The sequence below is a fragment of the Bradyrhizobium sp. ISRA430 genome, from assembly GCF_029909975.1.
In the GTDB taxonomy this organism is placed as follows: Bacteria; Pseudomonadota; Alphaproteobacteria; order Rhizobiales; family Xanthobacteraceae; genus Bradyrhizobium.
In genome coordinates this window covers 6,554,471-6,578,904 of the sequence record NZ_CP094516.1, presented here as the reverse complement: position 1 = coordinate 6,578,904, position 24,434 = coordinate 6,554,471, and the positions used below count along the sequence as shown (strand labels likewise).

Genomic DNA, 24,434 nt, shown 5'->3' with positions numbered 1-24,434 from the left:
ATCAACAATGATGTTAAGCTCACCCCGCTTGGGGGAGCATGCGGCGTGACGGGTCGGAACGGCAGCCCGTGCTTTCCCGGAAGAGGCAATCAGCTCTTGGGGCGTGACGCGCGGCATGATTCGCATTTCGACGATCTTCATCGCCATCTGCATGGTTCTGGTCGCGGCCTCGCTCGGGCTCGTACTGTATTCGGTCGCCGGCATCAGCGGCACGGAGTCAGCCATCGTGGCGCTGACCGCGCTGACTTTCCTGATCCTCTACAATGCGGTCTCGATGCGGCTGCGCGACCGCAGCGACGTCGGCACCCAGATCGCCGACCTGTCGCGCGGCACCGCCGACCTTGCTCGCCAGGTCGCCGAGTTCGGGCGCCGGCTCGCGGCAATCGAAGGGCGCATCGCTTCGGCCAACTCGACCAACTCCGACCGGATCCAGTCCGTCGTCGGCGAGATCAATGAGCTCGGCGGGCTGGTCAAGCAGCTCGCCGCGACCGTATCGGCCCATGAGGACCTGCTGACCAGCGCCCCGCCGGTTGCTGCCACCCCGGTTGCCAAGCCGGAACCGGGCGCACCGCTCGAATTTGTCGCGACGAGCGAGGAGAAGCCCGTCGCTCCGCCCCTGCCGCCGGCCGCGCCACGACCGACGGCAGCCCTGCAGACCGCAGGCGGGCGCAGCCAGACCCAGCTTTTGGCCACGCTGCGGAGCGCGATCGACGAGAACCGCATCGACATCTTCCTCCAGCCGATGGTGACGCTGCCGCAACGCAAGGTCCGCTTCTACGAGGCGGTGACGCGGGTGCGCGACGAGCGCGACCAGCTCATCGCGGCGGAGGAGTTCATCAGCATTGCCGAAACCTCGGGGCTGATCGGACGCATCGACAACATGGTGATGCTGCGCTGCGTGCAGGTGCTGCGCCGGCTCATGGTGCGCAACAGGGATGTCGGCGTGTTCTGCAACGTCGCCGCCTCCACGCTCAGCAACTCCACCACCTTCGCGCAATGCCTCGACTTCCTCGAAGCCAACCGGGCACTCGCGCCCTCGCTGGTGCTGGAGTTCAAGCAGTCGACGCTCCGCAACCTCGGCCCGGCCGAGACCGAAAATCTCGCGGCGCTCGCCCAGCGCGGCTTCCGCTTCTCGATCGACCATGTCACGGACTTGCGGATCGAGCCGCGCGAGCTGGCCGACCGCGGCGTGCGCTTCATCAAGGTGCCGGCCGCCCTTCTGCTCGACCCGAAGCAGGCCTCGGCCTCGGACATCCACCCGTCCGACCTGTCCGACCTGCTCGGCCGTTTCGGCATCGACCTGATCGCCGAGCGGATCGAGGGCGAGCGCGCGGTGGTTGATCTGCTCGACTATGACGTACGGTTCGGCCAGGGTTTCCTGTTCGCGCCGCCCCGGCCATTGCGGCCGGAGGGTGCATCTGCTACGGCCGGAGCCTCGCCGAACCCGGCGCAGGACATTCAGGGATCCAATGTCTCCGGTACCCCCAGCCCCGTGGCGACGCCTGCCGCGCCTCCGTCACAACGTATCACCGGCAATGCGGCACTCGCGCGCCGCATCTGATCGGCCGCGCGCATCATGACCACGCTGCATTTCGTCGAAAGCCTGCGCGATCTCGTGGGCGGCGTGGACGTCGTGCTCAGCGATATCTGGGGCGTGGTCCATAACGGCCTGGAATCCTTCCCCGAGGCGTGCGAGGCGCTGCACACCTATCGCAGCCGCGGCGGTACGGTGATTTTGATCACCAACGCGCCCCGCCCCGCCGATTCCGTGCAGCGGCAACTGCGCAAGCTCGGCGTCGCCGACGAGACCTATGACGCGATCGTCTCTTCGGGCGATCTGACGCGGCTCTATGTCGCCGACCATCCCGGCCGCAAGATGTTCTGGCTCGGCCCCGAGCGTGACAACTCGATCTATCGCGGTCTCGACGCGGTGCTCGCGCCGCTGGAGGAGGCCGACTACATCGTCTGCACCGGCCTCTATGACGACGAGACCGAAACGGCGGAAGACTATCGCGGCATGATGCTGCAGGCGCGCGAGCGCAAGCTGACGCTGGTCTGCGCCAACCCCGATATCGTGGTGGAGCGCGGCGACCGTCTGATCTATTGCGCGGGTGCGATCGCCGAACTCTATCGCGAGCTCGGCGGCGAGGTGATCTTCTACGGCAAGCCGCACCGGCCGATCTACGAGCGCGCGATGTCGCTCGCCGGCGAACGCCAGGGTCACCAGATCGACCGGAAGAAGGTGCTGGCAATCGGCGATTCCGTCCGCACCGACCTCACCGGGGCGCGCGAGTTCGGCATCGATTGCCTGTTCGTCACCCGCGGCATCCATTCCGAGGAGTTCGAGGGTCTCGACCAGCTCGACCCGGCCTCCGTGATGGAGTTGTTCGGCCACCCGCCGAAGGCGCTGATCCGCGAATTGAAGTGGTGAACATCTAGCCTTTCGTCATCGTTCCGGACGCGCGAAGCGCAACCCGGAATGACATCGAGAAACGCAAATGCCCGGGACAAGCCCGGGCATCCAAATCTCTCTTCTCTCTGATGACGATGGGGCGCTTACGCGCTCGCCATATCCGGGAAGACCGCCTCGATCTTGGTCTTCAGCGTCGCCGCGTTGAACGGCTTGACGATGTAGTTGTTCACGCCGGCCTTCTTGGCCGCGATCACGTTCTCGGTCTTGGATTCCGCCGTGATCATGATGAAGGGCGTGGTGGCGAGGTTGGGATCCGCGCGCACTTCGCGCAGCAGGTCGTAACCCGTCATCGGCTCCATATTCCAGTCGGAGATCACGAGCCCGTACTTCTTGCCGCGCATCTTGTTCAGCGCCGCCGAACCGTCGCTGGCATCATCGATATTCTCGAAGCCAAGCTGCTTCAGCAGATTTCTGATGATACGGATCATGGTGCTGTAGTCATCCACCACCAGGACCGGCATCGACAAATCAACCGCCATCTCGACTCCCCCAACGCATACCCAGGAATATTATGATCGGACCCGCCGGACCGAAGATCCCGCAGTTCCACGTTTCAAGGACTAGCATCAAGGCGTTAAACAGCGCGTTAACTGGGCCTATCGACCAAGGTCTGAAATCGTCTCCAACGCGGCCGTATCCCCCGCTTGACTTCATCCGGCGGGTCAAGCCACGGTCCGGACCGGTCCCGCCGCCTCGAGAATTCCCCTGATGGCCCCGCATTTTACCGTTATCCGCGACACCACACCGGCCTCCGCGATTCCGAGGGGCGCAGTGGTCGCCATGGGCAATTTCGACGGGGTTCATCTCGGACATCGCGCCGTGATTGCCGCGGCGCTGGAAATGGGCAGGACGCATGGCCGTCCGGCGCTGGCGTTGACCTTCGAGCCGCATCCGCGGCGGTTTTTCAGCCCTAACACCCCGCAATTCCGCCTGACCGATGAGGCGGCAAAACTGCGGCTGCTGGCCGGCACCGGGCTTGCCGGCGCCGTGGTCATGACCTTCGACAAGGCCCGCGCCGGGACCAGCGCGCAAGATTTCATTCACCATGACCTGATCGGCCGTCTCGGCGTCAGCGGGATCGCGGTCGGTTACGACTTCCATTTCGGCAAGGGCCGGGTCGGCTCGCCGGGCCTGCTGGTCAACGAGGCGCCCCGGCTCGGCATCGAGGTCGACGTGCAGCCGCATGTCGATATCGACGAGCGGCCGGTCTCCTCCAGCGCTATCCGGATCGCGCTCGCGGAGGGGCAGCTCAACGAGGCCACCGCCATGCTCGGCGCCCCCTGGTTCGTGACCGGCGAGGTCGTCCATGGCGAAAAACGCGGCCGGGACCTCGGCTATCCCACGGCCAACATCCGCCTGGATGACAATTGCGGCCTGAAGCACGGAATCTACGCAGTGCGGATCGGACGCGGCACCGAGCGCCTGGATGGGGTGGCGAGCTTCGGCCGACGCCCGACCTTCGACAACGGCGCACCGCTCCTGGAGATATTCCTGTTCGACTTCAAGGGCGACCTCTACGGGCAGGTGCTGGACTGTGCCTTCATAGGCTTCATCCGCGAAGAGCTGAAATTCGACAGCATCGAGACCCTGATCCGTCAGATGGACGACGATTCCGCCCGCGCCCGCGCCATGCTGGCCGCCGCCCCGGACGCATTTCCGAGGCTGGGAACGATCGATTGAGGGGCCCACGGCCTGCTGCCCGCCCCCTTTGCGCTTCCCCGGCCCGCCTGCTATGGAGAGCCCATGTTTGCGCGGCGCATCATAGGGATTAGCGGCCCGGCTTCCGCCTGAGCCTTTCGGCTCGGCGCAAGACCGGGATTTTGTCGTTTCACCCCCGCGATTCCAGTCGCCATCCGTTCCCGCGCCCTTCCGAGCCAGTCATCCTCATGTCCGAAAAGCCGCAAAAGTCCGACGCCAAAGACTATTCCAAGACGCTGTTCCTGCCCCAGACGGAATTCCCGATGCGCGCAGGCCTGCCGCAGCGCGAGCCGGAGATCCTCAAGCGCTGGTACGAGATCGGCCTCTACGAGAAGCTGCGGGCCGCCGCACGCGGCCGCGAAAAATTCGTGCTGCATGACGGCCCGCCCTATGCCAACGGCAACATCCATATCGGCACCGCGCTGAACAAGATCCTGAAGGATCTCGTCACCAAGAGCCAGCAGATGCTCGGCTTCGATTCCAACTACGTGCCGGGCTGGGACTGCCACGGCCTGCCGATCGAGTGGAAGGTCGAGGAGGAGAACTATCGCAAGAAGGGCAAGCAGAAGCCGGATTTTCGCGACAGTGCCGCGATGATCGACTTCCGCAGGGAATGCCGCGCCTATGCGACGCACTGGCTCAACGTGCAGCGCGAGGAATTCAAGCGTCTCGGCGTGATCGGCGACTGGGCGCATCCCTACGCCACCATGAACTATCCGGCGGAAGCCCAGATCGCGCGCGAGCTGATGAAGTTCGCCGCCAACGGCACGCTCTATCGCGGCTCCAAGCCGGTGATGTGGAGCGTGGTCGAGAAGACGGCGCTGGCGGAAGCCGAGGTCGAATACGAGGACTACACGTCCGACATGGTCTGGGTGAAATTCCCGGTGATCTCTCCGGCACACGGTGCGCTTGCCTCCGCAAGTGTCGTGATCTGGACCACCACACCCTGGACGCTGCCGGGCAACCGCGCCATCTCGTTCTCGCCCAAGATCGCCTACGGCCTTTACAAGGTCACGGATGCGCCGGCGGATAACTGGGCCAAAACAGGCGATCTCCTGATCCTCGCCGATGCGCTCGCCGAAGAGGTGTTCAAGCAGGCACGCGTGAACGCCTATGAAAAGGTGCGCGACATTCCCGGCGACACCATGGACGCGATCGAATGCGCCCATCCGCTGAAGGGCCTTGCCGGCGGCTACGAGTTCATCGTGCCGCTGCTGCCGGGCGACCACGTCACCGACGACACCGGCACCGGCTTCGTGCACACGGCGCCCGGCCATGGCCGCGAGGACTTCGATGCCTGGATGGCGCAGGCGCGCGATTTGGATGCGCGCGGCATCAACACGGCGATCCCCTACACCGTCGACGAGAACGGCGCCTACACCGATCATGCGCCGGGTTTTGTTGGCAAACGCGTCATCAACGACAAGGGCGAGAAGGGCGACGCCAACGACGCCGTGATCAAGGCGCTGGTCGACAGGGGCATGCTGCTCGCACGCGGCCGGCTGAAGCACCAGTATCCGCATTCCTGGCGTTCCAAGAAGCCGGTGATCTTCCGCAACACGCCGCAATGGTTCATCGCGATGGACAAGGACGTCGCGGTAAACGGCAAGACCAAATCCGGCGACACGCTGCGCGCCCGCGCGCTGCAGGCGATCTCGGTGACGCAATGGGTGCCGCCATCGGGCGAGAACCGCATCAACGGCATGATCGAGGCGCGGCCTGACTGGGTGATCTCGCGCCAGCGCGCCTGGGGCGTGCCGATCGCCGTATTCGTGCGCGAGAAGGGCGACGGGTCCGCCGAGATCCTCCAGGACGACGCGGTCAACGTCCGGATCGGCGAGGCCTTCGAGAAGGAAGGCGCCGACGCCTGGTACGCGCAGGGCGCGCGCGAACGCTTCCTCGGCCCGCGCGCGAGCGAGGACTGGCAGAAGGTCGACGACATTCTCGACGTCTGGTTCGATTCCGGCTCGACGCACGCCTTCGTGCTCGAAGACCCCGTGCATTTCCCCGGCCTTGCCGGCATCAAGCGCAAGGTCGACGGCGGCAAGGACACCGTGATGTATCTGGAGGGCTCGGACCAGCATCGCGGCTGGTTCCACTCCTCGCTGCTGGAAAGCTGCGGAACGCGGGGGCGCGCGCCCTACGACATCGTGCTGACGCACGGCTTCACCCAGGACGAGCACGGCCGCAAAATGTCGAAGTCGCTCGGCAACACGATCGAGCCGCAAGCGGTCATCAAGGAATCCGGCGCCGACATTTTGCGGCTCTGGGTCGCCGCCTGCGACTACACCGACGACCAGCGCATCGGCCCCGAGATCCTGAAGAACACGGTCGAGACCTATCGCAAGCTGCGCAACACCGTGCGCTGGATGCTCGGCACGCTGCATCACTACAAGCCGGCCTACGCGGTCGCGCCGGCCGAGATGCCCGAGCTCGAACGGCTGATGCTGCACGAGCTCGCGGTGCGCGCCAGCGCAGTCCGCAAGGCCTACCGGGAGTTCGACTACAAGACAGTGGTCGCGATCCTGTCGGCCTTCCTCAACAGCGAGCTCTCCGCGTTCTATTTCGACATCCGCAAGGACACGCTCTATTGCGATCCGCCGTCCTCGCTGACGCGCAAGGCGGCGCTGACCACGATCGACCTGCTCTGCAACGCGATCCTGAAATGGCTGGCGCCGATCCTGAGCTTTACCGCGGAGGAAGCCTGGCGGATGTACAGACCGGATGCCGAGCCCTCTGTGCATCTGACGCTGTTCCCGGAAGGTCTGGAAAAACTCCGCGACGACAAGCTCGCCGCGAAATGGGAGACGATCCGCAACGTTCGCCGCGTCGTCACCGGCGCATTGGAGCTCGAGCGCGCCGCCAAGAATATCGGCTCGTCGCTCGAGGCCTCGCCGGTGATCTACGTGGCTGACCGGAACACGATGATGACGCTGTTCGACACCGATCTCGCCGAGGTCTGCATCACCTCGAGCTATGAGGTGCGTGAGGGCGAGGCGCCCGCTACTGCGTTCCGCCTTGATGCCGTTCCCGGCGTCGCCGTCGTGGTCGAAAAGGCGGTCGGCACCAAATGCGCCCGCTCCTGGAAGATCTCACCGACGGTTGGCGAAGATCCTGAATATCCCGATGTCACCCCGCGCGACGCCAAGGCGCTGCGCGAGTGGAAGGCGCTGGGGGTAGCGGTCTAAATCTCCACCCGCCGTCCTTGCGAAAGCCAGGACCCATTACCACCGCTGTCCAACGTAGCGAAGGTCGATGACCCCGAGTCTTCCAAACAACTATCACCCGGGGTTACCGCGACGAGCGCAGAGCGCTCGCGCGGGGGTCCCGGCCTTCGCCGGGACGATGGCGGAGTTTCTGGCCACGGGAGTGAGCACCTCCGCATGACCCCACTCCGCGCCGGCATCATCTCGGCCGTGGCCACGGTCGTGCTCGACCAGGCTTCAAAGCTCTGGCTGCTGAACATCTTCGACCTCGCCCATCGCGGTGTGGTGCGCCTCACGCCGTTTTTCGACCTGGTGCTGGCCTGGAATATCGGGATCAGCTTCGGCTGGCTCCAGAACGACGGTCAGGCGGCACAGATCGCGCTGATGGTCGTGAAGGCGGTCGCCGTGGTCGCGCTGGCGGTCTGGATGGCCCGGTCGCACACCCGGCTCGCGACGGTGGCACTGGGGCTCATCATCGGCGGCGCCATCGGCAACGGCATCGACCGCCTGGCCTACGGCGCGGTGGTCGATTTTGCCCTGTTTCACATCCAGATCGGCGAAACGATCTATAATTGGTACGTTTTCAACCTGGCGGACGTGGCCATCGTTGCTGGGGTGGCGGCCCTATTGTATGATTCCTTCCTGGGGGTACCCGCCGCAAAAGCGCCCTGATCCCGGCCGATACGGCCGGGGGTGGAACCGTGCTTGCGAGGGTCGGCCGTGCCTGGCGCGGCGATCTGCCACAATATGGAACAGGTACAGTAATGCGCAGCTCCGAGACCAGCGGTTCGATGGTTCGAGACCCCAAGCAGGGGATCTGGCGGGTGCTGAAATTGTCTGCCGTCGCACTTGGCATCGGCCTCGTCATGGCAACGGGCGCGGCCCGCGCCGGCGATGACGACGACGATGACGACATGACCTTCGAAGAGAAGCTCATCGACAACCTGATGTCCGGCCTCGGCGCCAAGAGCATGGAAAAGCCCGGCATCGAGTACCGCGAGCGCTCGCCGCTCGTCGTGCCGCCCAAGCTCGATCTGCCGCCGCCCGCCTCGACCCAAGCCAGCGTTGCGCCGAACTGGCCGAAGGATCCCGACGAGAAACGCCGCAAGGAGGCTATCGCCGCGCGGAAGAAGGCGAGCAAGGCAAAGGAGAACTGGGAGGCCGCCCGGCCGCTGACGCCGGCCGAAATGAATGCCGCCAAGACGGCCACGCCCACCCGCGAGAACAACGATCCGATCCAGCCCGGCACCAACGGCAACCCCTCGCTCATGCCGGCCGAGCTCGGCTATTCCGGCGGCCTCTTGGGCATGTTCAAGGGCAACAGCTCCGAGGAGAAGCAGTTTACGTCCGAACCCCCGCGTCAGTCGCTGGTCGAGCCACCGCCGGGATATCAGACGCCGTCTCCGAACTACGCTTATGGCGCCGGGCCGGACAAGTCGCGACGGATGTACTACGACATCATGTCCGGCAAGGAGAAGGAGCAATAGGCTCCTTGCCTGCGCGCGCTTGGACGCGTGGAACTGCCGCAATTGTCCGGTGTAGGTTGGACGCGGCAGATGACCTATTTTTAAGTTCAACTTGACGGCGTTCTCTGCTTCGTGACGCGAAGCTCAAAGCCGCGCGGTGTAGCATGCCGCGCTTTTACGCCCGGACATCAGGATCCGGGCTTTCACAAGGATCGTGATGCCCTCATACCGATCGATTGCCTGCCTCCTCACCGCGCTGCTCTCGACATGTGCCCTCTCGGCCGGCAGCGCGCTCGCCCAGACCACGGTCACATCTGCACCGCCCGCGAGCTTCACGCTCAGCAACGGCCTCGAGGTCGTGGTCATCCCGGACCACCGCACGCCCGTGGTCACGGAGATGATCTGGTACAAGGTCGGCTCGGCCGACGAGACGCCGGGCAAGTCCGGACTTGCTCATTTCCTCGAGCATCTGATGTTCAAGGGTACGCAGAAGCATCCGGTCGGCGAGTTCTCCCAGACCGTGCTCCGCGTCGGCGGCAACGAGAACGCATCGACCTCGGTCGACTACACCAACTATTACCAGCGCGTGCCGCGCGAGCAGTTGCCGACCATGATGGAATTCGAGGCCGACCGCATGACCGGCCTCATCCTCAAGGACGAGAACGTGCTGCCCGAGCGTGACGTCGTGCTCGAAGAGTACAACATGCGCGTCGCCAACAATCCCGATGCCCGGCTCAACGAGCAGATCATGGCTGCGCTCTATCTCAACCATCCCTATGGCCGGCCGGTGATCGGCTGGCACCAGGAGATCGAGAAGCTCGACCGCGAGGATGCGCTCGCCTTCTACCGCCGCTTCTACGCGCCGAACAACGCGATCCTGGTGATCGCCGGCGACGTCGAGCTCGCCGATGTCCGTCCGCTCATCGAGCGCAATTTCGGACCGATCCCGGCCCAGCCCGCTATCCCGGCGCGGCGCATCCGTCCGCAGGAGCCGGAGCCGAGCGCCCCGCGTACTGTCACGCTCGCCGACGCACGCGTCGAGCAGCCCAATCTGCGACGCTACTATCTGGTGCCGTCGGCGACGACGGCAGCGCTTGGTGAGAGCGCAGCCCTCGACGTGCTCGCGCAGTTGATGGGAAGCGGCAGCAACTCCTATCTCTATCGCGCGCTTGTCGTCGATCGGCCGCTCGCAGTCTCCGCCAGCGCCAGCTACTCGAGCATCTCGCTCGATCCGACGCAGTTCTCGATCTCGGCCGCGCCGAAGCCCGGCGTCAGCTTTGCCGAGGTTGAGCAGGTGGTCGACGGCGTCATCGCCGATATCGTGCGGAACCCGATCCGCGCCGAAGACCTGGAACGGGTCAAGACCCAGCTCATTGCCGAAGCGATCTACGCCCAGGACAACCAGGCTGTGCTGGCGCGCTGGTATGGCGGCGCGCTGACCACGGGCCTGTCGATCGAAGACATCCGGAGCTGGCCGGACCGCATCCGCGCCGTCACCGCCGAGCAGGTTCGCGCCGCCGCACAGAAGTGGCTCGAGAAGAAGCGCTCGGTGACGGGCTATCTGATCAAGGACACCGCTGCCGCCAAGCGCGAGGAGAAGCGTTCGTGACCCATCCCTTCCTTGCCGCACGACAGATCGCCCTGTCCTTCGTCACCGGCGCTGCGCTGGCGCTGGCTGCGATTTCGCCGTCCGAGGCCGCCGCAAAGATCCAGCATCTCGTCTCGCCGGGCGGCATCGAGGCCTGGTTCGTCCAGGACGCGACGGTGCCGCTGATCGCCATGGAATATTCGTTCGCGGGCGGCTCGTCCCAGGATCCCAAGGACAAGGCTGGCGTCGCCAATCTCGTCGGCGACCTCCTCGACGAAGGCTCAGGCGACCTCGACTCCAAGACGTTCCACGAACGGCTGGACCGCCGTGCCATCGAGCTCAGCTTCAGCGCCAGCCGCGACACTTTCCGCGGCAGCCTGCGCATGCTGCGCGACAACAAGGACGAAGCCTTCGATCTGTTGCGGATGGCATTGACCTCGCCGCATTTCGACACCGTCGATGTCGAGCGGATCCGCTCGCAAGTCATCTCGGGGCTGCGCCGCGAGACCACCAACCCGACGTCGCTGGCAAGCCGCAAGTTCCTGGAGACCGCCTTTGGCGATCATCCCTACGGGCGGCAGACCAACGGCACGCTGGACAGCGTACCGACCATCACGGTCGCAGACTTGAAGGACTATGTCGGCCGCGTGCTTGCCAGGGACACGCTGAAGGTCGCAGTCGTCGGCGACGTCGATCCCGCGACCCTGGGCAAGCTGCTCGACCACACCTTCGGCAGCCTGCCCGCCAAGGCCAACCTTACACCGGTCCCCGACATCGAAGCCGCAAAGCCGCCGCAGCGCGCCTTCGTACCGCTCGACGTGCCGCAAACCGTGATCACCTTCGGCGGGCCCGGCTTCAAGCGCAACGATCCGAACTTCATGGCGGCCTATGTCGTCAACCATATCCTGGGCGGCGGCGGATTGTCCTCGCGGCTCTATCGCGAGGTCCGCGAGAAGCGGGGTCTCGCCTACTCGGTGTTCGAATCGCTGCTGTGGATGGAGCATTCGGCGCTGTTCATCGGCAATACCGGCACCCGCGCCGACCGCGCCGGCGAGACGATCGACGCCATCGAGAAGGAGGTGCGCCGCATCGCCGAGGAGGGCCCGACGCAGAAGGAGCTCGACGAGGCCAAGTCCTACCTCAAGGGCTCGCAGATGCTGGCGCTCGACACCTCCTCCAAGCTCGCGCAGGCGCTGCTGCAGTATCAGCAGGACAAGTTGCCGATCGACTATATCGAGAAGCGCAACGCGATCGTCGATGCGGTGACGCTGGACGACGCGAAGGCGGCCGCCAAGCGCCTGTGGGGTCAGGGGCTCCTGACCGTGGTCGTCGGCCGCGCCCCGCAGGCCGCCGCGCAGCCCGCGGCAGCACCGGTGACGAAGTCGAACTGAGCCGGCGTCGTAGTACTCCGCGCTCAGACACATGACACACTGCGCTCCCTCCCCCACAAGGGGAGGAGGGAACGGATAGAGCGCAGCAAGGCAAGTTCACCCAAAACCGCTATGTTGCGCGCACCCGAATCTTTTCCTGGTGCCACCATGCTGCGGATATCCCGCGATCTTGCCATCGACGAGGACGACATCGAGATCAGCTTCGTCCGTGCCTCCGGGCCGGGCGGGCAGAACGTCAACAAGGTCGCGACCTCGGCCCAACTGCGCTTCGACACAAGCAGGCTGACCCTGCCGGAAGACGCCAGCCTGCGCCTTGCCCGCATCGCCGGCCAGCGCATGACCAAGGACGGCGTCATCGTTATCCATGCGCAGCGCTTCCGCACCCAGGAGCGCAACCGGCAGGACGCCGTCGACCGCCTCGTCGGGATGCTGACCGAGGCCATGGTCCGGCCGACGCCGCGGCGCGCGACCCGGCCGACATTCGCCTCCAAGCAACGCCGGCTCGAAGGCAAGAAGCGTCGCAGCGACATCAAGGCGAAGCGCGGCGGGCGCTTCGACGATTGAGTGACAAGAAGGCCTCCAGCCGCAAAGCGACTGGAGGTTTGCTGTTTCGCGTCTCGGCGTTAGTAGCGCTTGCCGCCGGCGGCATTGCCCGAAGCGGAACCATCGACCGACCCTCTGGGCGCTGCGCTGCCCGTGGTGCCGGCCGCGCCCTTCGTCCCCTTGGTGGACTTCATGCCAGTCTTCTCGCCAGCAGCACCCGGCTGTGCGCCGACATCGTCATCCTCGCTGCCTACCGCGCCGCCCTGCATGGGCTTGCTTTGCACAGTGCCGCGTGTAGTCGCGCCGGGTGACGCACCTTGTGCAAAAACGGGCGTCGCAATGAGAGCCGAGAGAGCGCATGCGATCACAGAGGTCTTCACCAACTTCATCCATTTCTCCTGGATTTTTTCGCGATGAACGGATCGGCTGCTTCCTGCGCCGCTCGTCTGCACCGGACCATTTCATCGCGTAGAGAGCTCGAACGGCGCGGTCGTCATGCAATCCGCGTCGTGTGGTCATCGTTTAGGGATTTCGGGGCTATTTCGCGGAATTCTGCTCCTCATATGCGGCAGCGCGGAACACACGCAGACCGCGAGCGCCTCCGCTTGCAGCGAAACAGCCCGCTACTACCACCGCTCATTTGACGCCGCCTAGAGTTCGCGCAAGTCGACGTTGATCTGGATGAGCGGACTCTTGGCGATGCGCCGTGCTGGGATTGTGCACCGCGGTGGTGCTGGTGGTGCGGGTCGCCGACGCGCAAATGCCGTTGCCCGCCGCAACGCCGCCGGATGGCGCGACGCTGTTCAAGCAGCAATGCGCGGTGTGCCACACGATGGACACGTCAGCACCGATGCGGCAAGGCCCGCCACTGGTCAGGATCGTCGGACGACCGGCCGGCAAAGTCGACGGCTTTCGCTATTCACAGAACCTCGGGAACGCGGACTTCGTCTGGGACGAGGCCAGGCTCGATGCCTGGCTGACCAATCCGCAAGCCGTCATTCCCGGCGCGGTCATGACCTACCGGCAGGCGAGGCCGGAGACGCGCGCTGCCATCATTGCCTATCTCAAGGAGCAGAACTGAATGGCGAAACCGGTTCACTCCATGATCCGCGTGCTCGACGAGGCGCGATCTCTCGACTTCTACAAGCGCGCCTTCGACCTCGAAGTCGCCGATCACCTGAAGTTCGCAGACTTCGCCCTGATCTATCTGCGTCACCCCTCCTCACCTTTCGAGGTGGAGCTGACCGTGAATTTCGATCGCAAGGAACCGTATGCGCTCGGCGACGGCTACGGCCATCTCGCCGTGGTGGTCGAGGATCTCGACGCCGAGCATGCCCGCTTCGAGCGCGAGAAGCTCGCGCCGGGACCGCTGCGCGACTTCAAGCACGACGGCAGGACACTGGCGCGCTTCTTCTTCGTCAGTGATCCCGATGGGCTACAAGATCGAGGTGATCCAGCGGGGCGGACGTTTCAACTGACCAAATCACATATCCAGGGAGGAAATCCATGAGAGAAGTCGATCGTCGAAGCAAGCACAGCCGCCGCGTCTTTCTCAAGGGCGCGGCGACGGCCGTGCCAGTCGCGGCCGTGGCAACCAGCCTCAGTGTCAGCATCGAGAGCGCCTGGGCCGATGATGCGAGCGCGCTCTCACCCGCGACGATGAAGACCCTGCTGAAGGTCGCACGCGACATCTACCCGCACGACGTTCTCGGCGACAGCTACTACATCATCGCGATCAAGCCGTGGGACGGCAAGGCGGCCAAGGACCCCGCCGTCAAGTCCCTCATCAGCAACGGCGTCGCCAGGCTCGATCAGAATGCGCGCGACCGCCACAAGGTGCCCTATGCCGAGGTGCCCTGGGAAGCCGACCGCGTGGTGCTGCTGAAGGAGATTGAGCAGAGCGACTTCTTCCAGAAGGTACGCGGAGACCTCATCGTGTCGCTCTACAACCAGAAAGCGGTCTGGCCGCGGTTTGGCTACGAGGGCTCCTCCGCCGAGCACGGCGGCTACATCAACCGCGGCTTCGCCGACATCGACTGGCTGCCGAAGGCTTAAGTCGCACCCCAACGGTTCAGGAGAACGCATATGGCAAAATTCGATCTGAACGACAGCGGCGTTGTGGTGATCGTCGGTTCGGGTGCCGGAGGCGGCACGCTGGGCAACGAGCTCGCGCAGAAGGGCGTCAAGGTCGTCATCCTCGAGGCAGGTCCCCGCATCGAGAACCAGGACTTCATCAACGATGAGTGGGACAGTTTTTCCCAGCTCGCGTGGTCGGACGCGCGCACCACCTCGGGCACATGGCGCGTCGCCAAGGACTTCCCGAATCTTCCCGCCTGGATCGTCAAGGCGGTCGGCGGCTCCACGGTGCATTGGGCCGGCGCCTCGCTCCGCTTCGACGAGCACGAGTTCAAGGTGAAGAGCACCTACGGCAACATTCCCGGCGCGAATCTTCTGGACTGGCCGGTCACGCTCGCGGAAATGGAGCCGTGGTACGCCAAGGCCGAGAACAAGATGGGCGTGACCCGCACCAACGGCATTCCCGGCCTCCCCGGCAACAATAACTTCAAGGTACTCGAGGCCGGCGCCAGGAAGCTCGGCTACAAGACCGTGCACACCGGCAACATGGCGATCAACAGCCAGCCGCGCGACGGACGCGGCTCCTGCCAGCAGATCGGCTTCTGCTTCCAGGGCTGCAAATCCGGCGCGAAATGGTCGACGCTCTACACCGAAATCCCGAAGGGCGAAGCGACCGGCAATCTCGAGGTCCGGCCGAGCAGCATGGTGATCAAGATCGAGCACGATGCGAGCGGCAAGGTGACCGGCGTGGTCTATGCCGACGAGACCGGCACGACGCAGCGCCAGAAGGCGCGTATCGTTGCGGTGGCAGGCAACTCGATCGAGAGCCCTCGGCTCCTCCTCAACAGCGCCTCGACCATGTTCCCCGATGGCCTTGCCAATTCGAGCGGCCAGGTCGGCCGCAACTACATGCGCCACATGACCGGCAGCGTCTACGCAGTGTTCGAGAAGTCGGTGCACATGTATCGCGGTACGACCATGGCCGGCATCATCCGCGATGAGGCGGCCAACGATCCGAAGCGCGGTTTCGTCGGCGGCTACGAGATGGAGACGCTGTCCGTCGGACTGCCCTTCATGGCGGCTTTCCTCAATCCCGGCGCCTGGGGACGACCGTTCACCGCCGCCCTCGACGGCTATTCGCGGATGGCCGGCATGTGGCTGGTCGGTGAGGACATGCCGCAAGAGACCAACCGCATCACGCTCGATCCGGCCGTGAAGGACAAGTTCGGACTGCCGGTCGCGAGCGTGCATTTCGACGACCATCCCAACGACGTTGCGATGCGCGCTCACGCCTACAAGCAAGGGGCGGCGGTCTACGACGCCGTCGGCGCCACCGTGACTTATCCGACGCCGCCTTATCCGAGCACCCACAATCTCGGCACCAACCGGATGAGCGAGAAGCCGCGCGATGGCGTCGTCAACAAGTTCGGTCAGACCCACGACATCAAGAATCTGTTCGTCTCGGACGGCAGCCAGTTCACCAGCGGTGCAGCCTGCAATCCGACGCTGACCATCGTCGCGCTCGCGATCCGGCAGGCCGACTACATCGCCGGCGCGATGCAGAAGAAGGAGATCTGAGACCCGATATAGCGAAGCGGCTCTGTCCTGCCGGACAGAGCCGCTTTTGCTTTCGAAGGAGCGCCCGAGCCGTCGACAGATCGGCCTACTCGGCCGCATCGAGAATGGGCGTCACCGCGACCTTGAATTCCTGCACCGGCGTCACGCTTCTGGAACGGTAGATCAGGCAGGAGCAGCGCAGCAGCGAGGCGAAGTTGTTGACTTCGCCATGGTGGTCGAGGACCTCGTTATAGAGCGTCGTCAGGAATTTGCCGAGGCTCATGCTCTCCTTGGCGGCGATCTCCTCCAGCGTGTCCCAGAAGGCCATCTCCAGGCGGATCGAGGTGCAATGCCCGTCTATTCGTAGCGAGCGGGTCTGGGACTCGTAGTCGCGTTGGGGCTGATGCGCGAAGAGATGGCACATGGCGTCCTCCCGTCCTGTTGCCATTTTTTCACGATGCTACACCCGCGCCCGACGCCTCACAATCATGACCCGCCGCAGGAGATCGGCCCATCGCCGGCGCGCGATTTGTTCGAACGTCCAATGTCTTCAATGTGATAGACACCCTCCTTCCCCAGCCCGGCACGATGTTGTTGCTCAACACATGCTTTTGACGCAACACGGCTTAAGATAGCAGCGACACGCGAATCCAACACTGAGCCATGCCCGTCCGCCAACTTCCAGAGCAAGTCGTCAACCGCATCGCCGCCGGCGAGGTGGTCGAGCGCCCGGCGAGCGTGGTCAAGGAACTCATCGAGAACGCGATCGATGCCGGCGCGAGCCGGATCGACGTGTTCACCGATGGCGGCGGACGGCGGCGGATCGGCATCACCGACGACGGCGGCGGCATGACCGCGGGGGATCTGTCGCTTGCGGTCGAGCGCCATGCCACGTCCAAGCTCGATGATGAGGACCTCCTGCAGATCCGCACGCTCGGGTTCCGCGGCGAGGCGCTGCCCTCGATCGGCTCGGTCGCGCGACTTTCGATCACGACGCGGCATGCGAGCGAGCCTCACGCCTGGGCGCTATCGGTTGAAGGCGGCGACAAGTCCGAGATCATGCCGGCGGCGCTGGCCCACGGCACCCGCGTCGAGGTCAACGACCTCTTCTACGCGACGCCGGCCCGGCTGAAATTTCTGAAGACCGACCGCACCGAGGCCGAGGCTATCCGCGAGGTGGTGCGGCGGCTGGCGATGGCGCGGCCCGATATCGCCTTCACGCTGGCCGGTGAAGAGCGCGCGCCTGTGACCTGGGCCGCGGCGCTGCCCGGCGCGGCCGGCCGCCTGACGCGGCTCGGCGATATTTTGGGGGCGGAGTTTCGCAGCCATGCCATCGAGGTTCACGCCGAGCGCGAGGGCGTGGTGGTGGCTGGCTACGCCGCAGCGCCGGCGCTGACGAAAGCCAACGCGCTCGGGCAATATCTCTTCGTCAACGGCCGTCCGGTGCGCGACAAGCTGATCCTCGGCGCGGTGCGCGCGGCCTATTCCGATTATCTGCCGCGTGACCGCCATCCCGTGGTGGCGCTGTTCGTCACGCTCGACCCGCGCGAGGTCGACGCCAACGTGCATCCGGCCAAGACCGAAGTGCGCTTCCGCAACGCGGGTCTCGTCCGCGCATTGATCGTGCATGGATTGAAGGAAGGGCTCGCGCGCGAGGGCCGGCGCACGGCCGCCAACAGCGGCGGCAGTGCGCTGTCCTCGTTCCGACCGGCCTTCACACCGCGGCCCGGCAATTGGGACTGGCGGCAGTCGCCGTCGGCACCAACGGCGCCGCTGCCCTCGTTCGATGGCGCCGCCGCGCCCGCTTTCGCAGAACGCGCGCAAGCCGCGTTCGATGTCGGCGCGCCGATGGCCGACGTGCGGATCGAGACACAGCCCGTGGGAGATCTGGTCGATCGCCCACTCGGGGCCGCCCGCACGCAGATCCACGAGACCTACATCGTCTCGCAGACCCGCGACGGGTTGATCATCATCGACCAGCATGCTGCGCATGAGCGCATCGTCTATGAGCGGCTGAAGGCGTCGCTGGCAGCGAACGGCGTGCAGCGGCAGATCCTGCTGATCCCCGAGATCGTCGAGATGGACGAAGCCACGGTCGAGCGGCTGCTAGCGCGCGGCGACGAGCTTGCTTCGTTCGGGCTAGCGATCGAATCCTTCGGCCCCGGCGCGGTCGCGGTGCGCGAGACGCCGTCGCTGCTTGGCAAGACCAACGCGGGCGGCCTGTTGCGCGACCTCGCCGAGCACATGGCCGAATGGGACGAGGCGCTGCCGCTGGAGCGCCGGTTGATGCACGTCGCCGCCACCATGGCCTGCCACGGCTCGGTGCGCGCCGGCCGCCGGCTCAAGCCGGAGGAGATGAACGCGCTACTCCGCGAGATGGAGGAGACGCCGAACTCCGGCCAGTGCAATCACGGCCGGCCGACTTACGTCGAGCTGAAGCTTGCGGATGTCGAGAAGCTGTTCGGGCGAAGGTAGCGCTCGAACTCGTAGGGTGGGCAAAGGCGCCTTGCGCCGTGCCCACCATCTTTCCATGATTGCGAGAGAAGCGGTGGGCACGGCGCGCGAAGAGCGCGCCTTCGCCCACCCTACGATTTCTTCAGGAACACGAACTCGGTATCGTCATAAGCGCGCCGCTCCAACTCCTCGTATCCTTCCGGTGCAGCGAACTGTGCGGCTTTCGCCTCCTCGACGACCAGCAATGCGCCCGGCGTGAGCCAGCCATCGTCGCGCAAGCTCGCGAGCGCCTGCTCGGCAAAACCCTTGCCATAGGGAGGATCGAGGAACACCAGCGAGAACGGCTCGACCGGATGCGCAGGACCGAGATCGGTCGCGTCGCGACGATAGACCTTGGTCACCCCGCCGAGGCCGAGCGCTTCGACATTGTTGCGCAGGAGCGCACGCGCCTCGGCACCGTTGTCGACGAACAGCGTGAACTTCGCTCCACGCGAGACTGCCTCGATCCCGAGCGCGCCGGTACCGGCGAAGAGATCGAGCACACGCGCATCTTGAATCGGATCGTCGTACGCATGCACGAGGATGTTGAACACGGACTCGCGCAGGCGATCCGCGGTCGGGCGGATGTCGCGCGAGGACGGTGAGGCGAGATTGCGCCCCTTCAATCGGCCGCCGACGACGCGCATTAGCTGGGCCACCCTGCGGCAACACGAAAGGTGCGCTCCCCTCCCCCTTGCGGGGAGGCGTTGGGGAAGGTGCCACAAGCGCAGACCTCGCCCGGGGCACCCTCCTCCCTAACCCTCCCCCGCAAGGGGGGAGGGAATGAGAGAGTGCCGAATGAACGAGCGCAATTCACCTCAATCCTCCCGCGGCTTCAGGTCGCGTTTGCCGTGATAGCCGCGCTTGGGCCGGCGCGGCGGGCCGTAGCCGCTGGCTTCCCACTCGTTGCGCTCCCGTGCCTCCTCGCTGCCGGTGCGCTGCACCAGCACGCGGCGGCCCTTGCGGTCGTTGATCACCGCCCTCTTGCTCACCGGCTTCTTCTCGCGCGGTGCATCGTCGTGATCGCGCGACGAAGACTTCTGCGGCACATCGAACTGCGCGCCCGACTTCTCGATCACCTTGTCGCCGAGCTGCTCGCGCAGCACGCGGGACTTGATCTCGTCGACCTGGCCTTCGGGGATCTCGCCGAGCTGGAACGGGCCGTAGGAGACGCGGATCAGCCGGTTCACCTCGAGCCCGAGATGGGCGCAGACGTTGCGCACCTCGCGGTTCTTGCCCTCGCGGATCGCGAACACGAGCCAGACATTGGCGCCCTGGTCGCGCTCCAGCGTCGCCTCGATCGGACCGTATTTGACGCCCTCGACCTCGATGCCGTTCTTCAGCTCGTCGAGCTGTGCCTGCGTGACGTCACCATGGGCGCGGACGCGATAGCGGCGCAGCCAGCCGGTATCCGGCAACTCGAGGGTGCGCGCGAGTCCGCCATCATTGGTGAGCAGCAAGAGACCTTCGGTGTTGAAGTCGAGCCGGCCGACCGAGATCAGCCGCGGGAGGCCTTCGGGCAGATTGTCGAACACGGTCGGACGCCCCTCGGGATCGTCATGCGTCGTCATCAGTCCGCGCGGCTTGTGATAGAGGAACAGCCGGGTGCGCTCGCGCGGCGGCAACGGCTTGCCGTCGACGGCGACGACGTCGTTCTGCGTGACGTCGAGCGCCGGTGAGTTGATGACGCGCCCGTTGACGGTGACACGGCCCTGCGTGACCATCTCCTCGGCATCGCGGCGCGAAGCGAGACCTGCACGCGCCAGCACCTTGGCGATGCGCTCGCCGGCCTTCTTCGGCTTCGGCGCCTCGTCGCGACGCGGCCGACCCTCGAAATCACGATCGCGCTCGCGATAGGCGCCGCGGCCGCCAAAGGCCGGGCGCCTGGTGAAGATCTGGCTGTCGTCCTCATTGTCGCGGCGCGGACGGTCGCGGAAGCGGCCCTCGCTGCGCGGATGCTCGTGCCAGTCGGAGCGGCCTCCTGCGCGATCCTCGCGCGAGCGACCGAACCTCGGGCGGTCGTCGCCAAAACGCTCCTCGCGCGAGCGCGGGAAGCGTGGACGATCCTCACCACCCTCGTCGCGCCGCCGGGAGAAGCGCGGACGGTCCTCTCCGCGCCCGCCTTCGCGGCGGTCGTCGCGCTGACGCCAGGGCTTTTCGTCGCTGCGGTCGCGGCCGCCAAAATCCTTGCCCAGGCTCTTGCCAAAATTCTTGCGAGGCCGATCGTCCCGGTCGCGCGGGCGGTCGCCGAAGCTGCGCTTGCGATCGCCGAAGTCGCGTTTGCGATCTTTGCCCTCGAAGTCGCGATCGCGGCCAAACTCCTTGCGCGGCCGGTCCGAGCCGCCTCGCGAAAACTTGCGGTCCTCGAATCGCCGCTCGGAACGCTCGCCGCGCGGCGCCCGCTCGTCGGAAGCGAATTTCGGCCGATCTCCGTGCGCCTTGAACGGACGGTCGCCACGCGGCTTGAAGCTGCGTTCGCCGCGATCCTCGCGCCCGCGGTCGTCACGCTTGAAGCGCGGCCGGTCGCCGAACTCGCGGCGCGGCGCGTCGCCCTCCTCGCGGCGGCGGAACGGGCGGCTGTCGCGGTCGCCGCGGGACGGGCGCTCGTCGCGGTCGCCCTTGCCGGCAAGGCCACGCTTGGCGAACTTCTTCTCCGGCCCCCTCGGCTTGCCGGTGCGGCCCTTGAATGATCCCTTCGGCCCGCCTCGGTCACGCCGGCCGCGCGGGGAATCGTTGTGTTTGTCGCTGTCGCGGGGCATGAATCGTCTCACTTAGGGAATGGTCAAAGGGCATTATGCGCGCTCATTCCGAGCCGCATGCTCAGGCAAAACCGGTATCCACTCTTGCTGAAGGCGGAGCTAGTAGCAGGTTTCTGGCGATGATACGAGGCATGAAAGCCCCTTCTTTCATGGATTTGGCGCTCAAGACGGCAGAAAACGCCGGAAAATCGGGCGAAGTTCCGATCGGTTGCGTGGTGGTCCGCAATCACGAGGTGATCGCCACCGCGGCCAACCGGACGCTGACCGACCACGACCCCACGGCCCATGCCGAGATCATCGCGCTGCGCGAGGCTGCGAAAAAGATCGGCAGCGAGCGCCTGGTGGACTGCGATCTCTACGTGACGCTGGAGCCCTGCACCATGTGTGCGGGCGCGATCTCGTTTGCAAGGGTCAGGCGACTCTATTACGGCGCCGCCGACCCCAAGGGCGGCGCGATCGAGTCCGGCGTGCACTTCTTCGCCTCGCCCACCTGCCACCATGCACCGGAGGTCTACTCCGCGGTCGGCGAGAGCGAGGCGGCGCGGCTGCTGCGGGAGTTCTTTCGGGAGCGGCGGTAAGTCCCTCCCGCGCACCGCTGTCATGCCCCGGCTTGACCGGGGCATGAAGTACGCCGCGGCCTCTCGACCAATCACTACCGTCTCGGAGTACTAGATCGCCCGGTCAAGCCGGGCGTCCAGTGTGGATCAAGCGGAGAAGAACTCGCGCAACGCCTTGGCGATGACTTCCGGATTCTCCTCCGTCAGGAAGTGTCCGGAATCCACCGGCATGCCTTCGACATTCGTGGCCCATTGTTTCCAGGTGTCGAGCGGGGTGGCGGCGGCTTGCGCCACGCCGGCATTGCCCCACAGCGCCAGCATCGGGACGGTGATCTTCTTGCCGGCTGCGAAATCAGCCTTGTCGAGGTCGTAATCGAAATAGGCGCCGGCGCGGTAGTCCTCGCACATCGCGTGCACGCGGGCGGGATCGCGGAACGGCGCGATGTAGTGCTCGAGCGCGCGCTTGTCGATCGCGTCCAGCGTCTTCGACTTGGTCTGGCTCGCCATCTTGAAGCGCAGGAAGAACTCGCCGTTGCCTGAGATCAGCGTCTCCGGCAGCGGATAGGGCTGCGCGAGGAAGGTCCAGTGATAGATCTTCAGCGCATACTGCCGGTTCATCCGCTCCCAGTAATTATAGGTCGGCAGGATATCGAGCACGGCAAGCCGCGACAGCCGGCCGGGATGATCGAGCGCGAGGCGGTACGAGACGCGGCCGCCGCGATCGTGGCCGGCCAGCGCAAAGTGCACATGGCCGAGCTGCTCCATCGCTTCCACCATGGCCTTCGCCATCGCGCGCTTGCTGTAGGGGATATGCAGCGCATCGCTCTCGGGCATGTCGGACCAGCCATAGCCCGGCAGGTCGGCGATGATCAGCGTGAAGGCGTCCGCAAGCTGCGGCGCCACGCGGTGCCACATCACGTGCGTCTCGGAGAAGCCGTGCAGCAGCAGGAGCGGCGGCCCCTTGCCGCCGATGCGCGCGAAGACGCGGCCGAAGGAGGTGTTAATCCACTCGGAGGCGAAGCCCGGATAGAGGTCGGCAAGATCGGACATGGCTTCGTTCCTTCCAATGGTCATTTGCGAGCGCCCCCAACCAACAAAATGTCGAAAACAACCCCATGCAAAGTAGCATGGTGGTCGCCGGCGAGGGACGCTAACCCCAATCCCTAATTGCGCTTTTTCGGAATGTCGATGAGGCGGAACGGTGACATCCGAAAATCCCGATTCCGGATCGGCGCGCATCGCGCGCCGATGGGAAAAACGGCTGTCAGCCCTTGGACTTCTCCGCTTCCACCGCCTGCCAGCCGATGTCGCGGCGGCAGAAGCCTTCCGGCCAGTTGATGCGGTCGATGGCCTGATAGGCGCGCACCTGCGCCTCCGTTACGGTCTTGCCGAGCGCGCAGACGTTGAGCACGCGGCCGCCATTGGCGAGGATCGCACCGTCCTTCGCGACCGTGCCGGCGTGGAAGATCTCGACGGTGTCGACCTTGGCGGCCTCGTCGAGCCCGTCGATGCGCGTACCCTTCCGGTAGTCACCGGGATAGCCCTTGGCGGCCATCACCACGGTGAGCGCGGATTCCGGATACCAGCGCAGATCAAAATGCTTCAACTCCCCGTCGCAGGCGGCGATGAACGCCGGCACGATGTCCGACATCATGCGCAGCATCAGCACCTGGCACTCGGGATCGCCGAAGCGCACGTTGAACTCGAACAGTTTCGGGCCCTGCGTGGTCAGCATGATCCCGGCATAGAGCACGCCACGGAACGGCGTGCCGCGCTGCTTCATGCCGGCGACCGTCGGCAGGATGATCTTGGCCATGATCGCATCATGGATCGCAGGCGTGACCAGCGGCGTCGGCGAATAGGCGCCCATGCCGCCCGTGTTCGGGCCGACGTCGTGGTCGAACACGCGCTTGTGGTCCTGGGCGGAGGCCAGGGGTATCGCGGTCTCGCCGTCGCACAGCGCGAAGAAGCTGATCTCGCGGCCCGGCAAGAATTCCTCGATGACGACCTCGGCGCCGGCTTCGCCAAAGGCGCCCTCGAACATCATGGCGATGGCGTCCTCCGCCTCGCGCACGGTCTTGGCCACGACGACGCCCTTGCCGGCGGCAAGACCGTCGGCCTTCACCACGATCGGCGCGCCCTGGCTATGGACGTAAGCGAGCGCATCAGCGGCCTTGGTGAAACGCTTGTAGGCGCCCGTGGGAATGCCGAATTCAGTGCACAGCGCCTTGGTAAAACCCTTGGAGCTTTCGAGCTGCGCCGCCGCCTTGCTTGGCCCGAATGCCTTGATGCCGGCGGCGGTGAGGTCATCGATGATGCCGGCCGCAAGCGGCGTCTCCGGGCCGACCACCACGAGCTCGACCCCGTTCTTCTTGCAGAACTCGATCACGGCGGCATGGTCGGCGACATCCAGCGCCACGCATTCAGCCTCGCGCGCGATGCCGGCATTGCCGGGCGCGCACCAGAATTTGGTCACCAGGGGAGAGGCGGCGATTTTCCACGCCAGGGCGTGTTCGCGGCCGCCAGAACCGAGCAGAAGGATGTGCATGATAGGCCCAGATGTTGTTGCCGCAATGCGGCAGTGCGGTTTAGCATGGTCCCGTTCCACCGCAACAAGGCTGCCGCCT

At 65.4% G+C, this 24,434-nt stretch carries 21 protein-coding genes and 1 pseudogene; 15 read left to right on the top strand and 7 right to left on the bottom strand.

Features of this window, described 5'->3' with window-relative positions; all coding sequences use genetic code 11:
• The first annotated feature begins 115 nt into the window (after positions 1 to 115).
• Positions 116 to 1,561, top strand: a complete 1,446-nt coding sequence (locus tag MTX21_RS31190; RefSeq protein WP_280968433.1) for an EAL domain-containing protein — start codon at positions 116 to 118, stop codon at positions 1,559 to 1,561.
• 15 nt (positions 1,562 to 1,576) lie between these two features.
• A complete protein-coding gene (locus tag MTX21_RS31185) occupies positions 1,577 to 2,431 on the top strand; it encodes a TIGR01459 family HAD-type hydrolase (RefSeq protein ID WP_280968432.1) in 855 nt (284 codons plus the stop codon).
• Positions 2,432 to 2,556: 125 nt separating this feature from the next.
• Here the strand turns inward: MTX21_RS31185 and MTX21_RS31180 are convergent, their stop codons facing one another.
• Entirely contained in the window at positions 2,557 to 2,952 is a 396-nt protein-coding gene (locus MTX21_RS31180; protein ID WP_008567674.1) for a response regulator, read from the bottom strand.
• 229 nt (positions 2,953 to 3,181) lie between these two features.
• Between MTX21_RS31180 and MTX21_RS31175 the strand changes: the two genes are divergently transcribed.
• The 7 genes from MTX21_RS31175 to arfB all read left to right on the top strand — a co-directional run bounded on the left by MTX21_RS31175 (position 3,182) and on the right by arfB (position 12,386).
• The gene (locus MTX21_RS31175) at positions 3,182 to 4,153 is read left to right on the top strand and encodes a bifunctional riboflavin kinase/FAD synthetase (protein ID WP_280968431.1); all 972 of its coding nucleotides are present in this window, start codon (positions 3,182 to 3,184) and stop codon (positions 4,151 to 4,153) included.
• Between the two features lie 206 nt (positions 4,154 to 4,359).
• Positions 4,360 to 7,359 (top strand): isoleucine--tRNA ligase, encoded by a 3,000-nt coding sequence (gene ileS, locus MTX21_RS31170; RefSeq protein WP_280968430.1) that lies wholly within the window; start codon positions 4,360 to 4,362, stop codon positions 7,357 to 7,359.
• A 195-nt stretch (positions 7,360 to 7,554) separates the two neighbouring features.
• Positions 7,555 to 8,049: a signal peptidase II gene (lspA, locus tag MTX21_RS31165; protein WP_280968429.1), complete on the top strand. Its 495-nt coding sequence runs from the start codon at positions 7,555 to 7,557 to the stop codon at positions 8,047 to 8,049.
• 92 nt (positions 8,050 to 8,141) lie between these two features.
• Positions 8,142 to 8,864 (top strand): hypothetical protein, encoded by a 723-nt coding sequence (locus MTX21_RS31160; protein WP_280968428.1) that lies wholly within the window; start codon positions 8,142 to 8,144, stop codon positions 8,862 to 8,864.
• A 196-nt stretch (positions 8,865 to 9,060) separates the two neighbouring features.
• The gene (locus tag MTX21_RS31155; protein WP_280968427.1) at positions 9,061 to 10,452 is read left to right on the top strand and encodes a pitrilysin family protein; all 1,392 of its coding nucleotides are present in this window, start codon (positions 9,061 to 9,063) and stop codon (positions 10,450 to 10,452) included.
• A complete protein-coding gene (locus MTX21_RS31150; protein ID WP_280968426.1) occupies positions 10,449 to 11,822 on the top strand; it encodes a pitrilysin family protein in 1,374 nt (457 codons plus the stop codon). The genes MTX21_RS31155 and MTX21_RS31150 overlap by 4 nt, the downstream gene beginning before the upstream one ends.
• 147 nt (positions 11,823 to 11,969) lie before the next feature.
• On the top strand, positions 11,970 to 12,386 hold the full coding sequence (gene arfB, locus MTX21_RS31145; protein WP_280968425.1) for an alternative ribosome rescue aminoacyl-tRNA hydrolase ArfB: 417 nt from the start codon (positions 11,970 to 11,972) through the stop codon (positions 12,384 to 12,386).
• A gap of 59 nt (positions 12,387 to 12,445) precedes the next feature.
• Here arfB and MTX21_RS31140 read toward each other — a convergent pair whose 3' ends face one another.
• Positions 12,446 to 12,754 (bottom strand): hypothetical protein, encoded by a 309-nt coding sequence (locus MTX21_RS31140; RefSeq protein WP_280968424.1) that lies wholly within the window; start codon positions 12,752 to 12,754, stop codon positions 12,446 to 12,448.
• A gap of 371 nt (positions 12,755 to 13,125) precedes the next feature.
• On the opposite strand from MTX21_RS31140, the gene MTX21_RS31135 reads away from it, so the two are divergent.
• From MTX21_RS31135 to MTX21_RS31120, 4 genes and pseudogenes are all read left to right on the top strand, one after another.
• Positions 13,126 to 13,446: a c-type cytochrome gene (locus MTX21_RS31135; protein ID WP_280970844.1), complete on the top strand. Its 321-nt coding sequence runs from the start codon at positions 13,126 to 13,128 to the stop codon at positions 13,444 to 13,446.
• Positions 13,447 to 13,843: pseudogene (locus tag MTX21_RS31130) on the top strand (VOC family protein). It begins immediately after the preceding gene.
• A gap of 28 nt (positions 13,844 to 13,871) precedes the next feature.
• Positions 13,872 to 14,420 carry a gluconate 2-dehydrogenase subunit 3 family protein gene (locus MTX21_RS31125; RefSeq protein ID WP_280968423.1) on the top strand — a complete coding sequence of 183 codons (549 nt, stop codon included), beginning with the start codon at positions 13,872 to 13,874 and terminating at the stop codon, positions 14,418 to 14,420.
• Positions 14,421 to 14,450: 30 nt separating this feature from the next.
• Positions 14,451 to 16,019 carry a GMC family oxidoreductase gene (locus MTX21_RS31120; RefSeq protein ID WP_280968422.1) on the top strand — a complete coding sequence of 523 codons (1,569 nt, stop codon included), beginning with the start codon at positions 14,451 to 14,453 and terminating at the stop codon, positions 16,017 to 16,019.
• Positions 16,020 to 16,104: 85 nt separating this feature from the next.
• Here MTX21_RS31120 and MTX21_RS31115 read toward each other — a convergent pair whose 3' ends face one another.
• Entirely contained in the window at positions 16,105 to 16,422 is a 318-nt protein-coding gene (locus tag MTX21_RS31115) for a ribbon-helix-helix domain-containing protein (RefSeq protein ID WP_280968421.1), read from the bottom strand.
• Positions 16,423 to 16,661: 239 nt separating this feature from the next.
• Between MTX21_RS31115 and mutL the strand changes: the two genes are divergently transcribed.
• On the top strand, positions 16,662 to 18,473 hold the full coding sequence (gene mutL / locus MTX21_RS31110) for a DNA mismatch repair endonuclease MutL (protein ID WP_280968420.1): 1,812 nt from the start codon (positions 16,662 to 16,664) through the stop codon (positions 18,471 to 18,473).
• A 110-nt stretch (positions 18,474 to 18,583) separates the two neighbouring features.
• Here mutL and rsmD read toward each other — a convergent pair whose 3' ends face one another.
• Positions 18,584 to 19,138, bottom strand: coding sequence for a 16S rRNA (guanine(966)-N(2))-methyltransferase RsmD (rsmD, locus tag MTX21_RS31105; protein ID WP_280968419.1), 555 nt, complete (start codon positions 19,136 to 19,138; stop codon positions 18,584 to 18,586).
• 171 nt (positions 19,139 to 19,309) lie between these two features.
• Positions 19,310 to 21,250 carry a pseudouridine synthase gene (locus tag MTX21_RS31100; RefSeq protein WP_280968418.1) on the bottom strand — a complete coding sequence of 647 codons (1,941 nt, stop codon included), beginning with the start codon at positions 21,248 to 21,250 and terminating at the stop codon, positions 19,310 to 19,312.
• Between the two features lie 119 nt (positions 21,251 to 21,369).
• On the opposite strand from MTX21_RS31100, the gene MTX21_RS31095 reads away from it, so the two are divergent.
• Complete coding sequence (locus tag MTX21_RS31095; RefSeq protein ID WP_280970843.1) at positions 21,370 to 21,828, top strand: nucleoside deaminase; 459 nt, start codon at positions 21,370 to 21,372, stop codon at positions 21,826 to 21,828.
• A 126-nt stretch (positions 21,829 to 21,954) separates the two neighbouring features.
• Here MTX21_RS31095 and MTX21_RS31090 read toward each other — a convergent pair whose 3' ends face one another.
• Together MTX21_RS31090 and purD are read right to left on the bottom strand one after the other, a co-directional pair.
• Positions 21,955 to 22,857: an alpha/beta hydrolase gene (locus tag MTX21_RS31090; RefSeq protein ID WP_280968417.1), complete on the bottom strand. Its 903-nt coding sequence runs from the start codon at positions 22,855 to 22,857 to the stop codon at positions 21,955 to 21,957.
• A gap of 214 nt (positions 22,858 to 23,071) precedes the next feature.
• The gene (gene purD, locus MTX21_RS31085; protein WP_280968416.1) at positions 23,072 to 24,355 is read right to left on the bottom strand and encodes a phosphoribosylamine--glycine ligase; all 1,284 of its coding nucleotides are present in this window, start codon (positions 24,353 to 24,355) and stop codon (positions 23,072 to 23,074) included.
• Positions 24,356 to 24,434: the final 79 nt, after the last annotated feature.

Excerpts from the sequence above, each read along its gene's own strand:
- MTX21_RS31190 (WP_280968433.1), top strand. The coding sequence starts at position 116 with ATGATTCGCATTTCGACGATCTTCATCGCCATCTGCATGGTTCTGGTC.
- MTX21_RS31185 (WP_280968432.1), top strand. The coding sequence starts at position 1,577 with ATGACCACGCTGCATTTCGTCGAAAGCCTGCGCGATCTCGTGGGCGGC.
- MTX21_RS31180 (WP_008567674.1), bottom strand. The coding sequence starts at position 2,952 with ATGGCGGTTGATTTGTCGATGCCGGTCCTGGTGGTGGATGACTACAGC.
- MTX21_RS31175 (WP_280968431.1), top strand. The coding sequence starts at position 3,182 with ATGGCCCCGCATTTTACCGTTATCCGCGACACCACACCGGCCTCCGCG.
- ileS (WP_280968430.1), top strand. The coding sequence starts at position 4,360 with ATGTCCGAAAAGCCGCAAAAGTCCGACGCCAAAGACTATTCCAAGACG.
- lspA (WP_280968429.1), top strand. The coding sequence starts at position 7,555 with ATGACCCCACTCCGCGCCGGCATCATCTCGGCCGTGGCCACGGTCGTG.
- MTX21_RS31160 (WP_280968428.1), top strand. The coding sequence starts at position 8,142 with ATGCGCAGCTCCGAGACCAGCGGTTCGATGGTTCGAGACCCCAAGCAG.
- MTX21_RS31155 (WP_280968427.1), top strand. The coding sequence starts at position 9,061 with ATGCCCTCATACCGATCGATTGCCTGCCTCCTCACCGCGCTGCTCTCG.
- arfB (WP_280968425.1), top strand. The coding sequence starts at position 11,970 with ATGCTGCGGATATCCCGCGATCTTGCCATCGACGAGGACGACATCGAG.
- MTX21_RS31140 (WP_280968424.1), bottom strand. The coding sequence starts at position 12,754 with ATGAAGTTGGTGAAGACCTCTGTGATCGCATGCGCTCTCTCGGCTCTC.
- MTX21_RS31135 (WP_280970844.1), top strand. The coding sequence starts at position 13,126 with ATGCCGTTGCCCGCCGCAACGCCGCCGGATGGCGCGACGCTGTTCAAG.
- MTX21_RS31125 (WP_280968423.1), top strand. The coding sequence starts at position 13,872 with ATGAGAGAAGTCGATCGTCGAAGCAAGCACAGCCGCCGCGTCTTTCTC.
- MTX21_RS31120 (WP_280968422.1), top strand. The coding sequence starts at position 14,451 with ATGGCAAAATTCGATCTGAACGACAGCGGCGTTGTGGTGATCGTCGGT.
- MTX21_RS31115 (WP_280968421.1), bottom strand. The coding sequence starts at position 16,422 with ATGTGCCATCTCTTCGCGCATCAGCCCCAACGCGACTACGAGTCCCAG.
- mutL (WP_280968420.1), top strand. The coding sequence starts at position 16,662 with ATGCCCGTCCGCCAACTTCCAGAGCAAGTCGTCAACCGCATCGCCGCC.
- rsmD (WP_280968419.1), bottom strand. The coding sequence starts at position 19,138 with ATGCGCGTCGTCGGCGGCCGATTGAAGGGGCGCAATCTCGCCTCACCG.
- MTX21_RS31100 (WP_280968418.1), bottom strand. The coding sequence starts at position 21,250 with ATGCCCCGCGACAGCGACAAACACAACGATTCCCCGCGCGGCCGGCGT.
- MTX21_RS31095 (WP_280970843.1), top strand. The coding sequence starts at position 21,370 with ATGATACGAGGCATGAAAGCCCCTTCTTTCATGGATTTGGCGCTCAAG.
- MTX21_RS31090 (WP_280968417.1), bottom strand. The coding sequence starts at position 22,857 with ATGTCCGATCTTGCCGACCTCTATCCGGGCTTCGCCTCCGAGTGGATT.
- purD (WP_280968416.1), bottom strand. The coding sequence starts at position 24,355 with ATGCACATCCTTCTGCTCGGTTCTGGCGGCCGCGAACACGCCCTGGCG.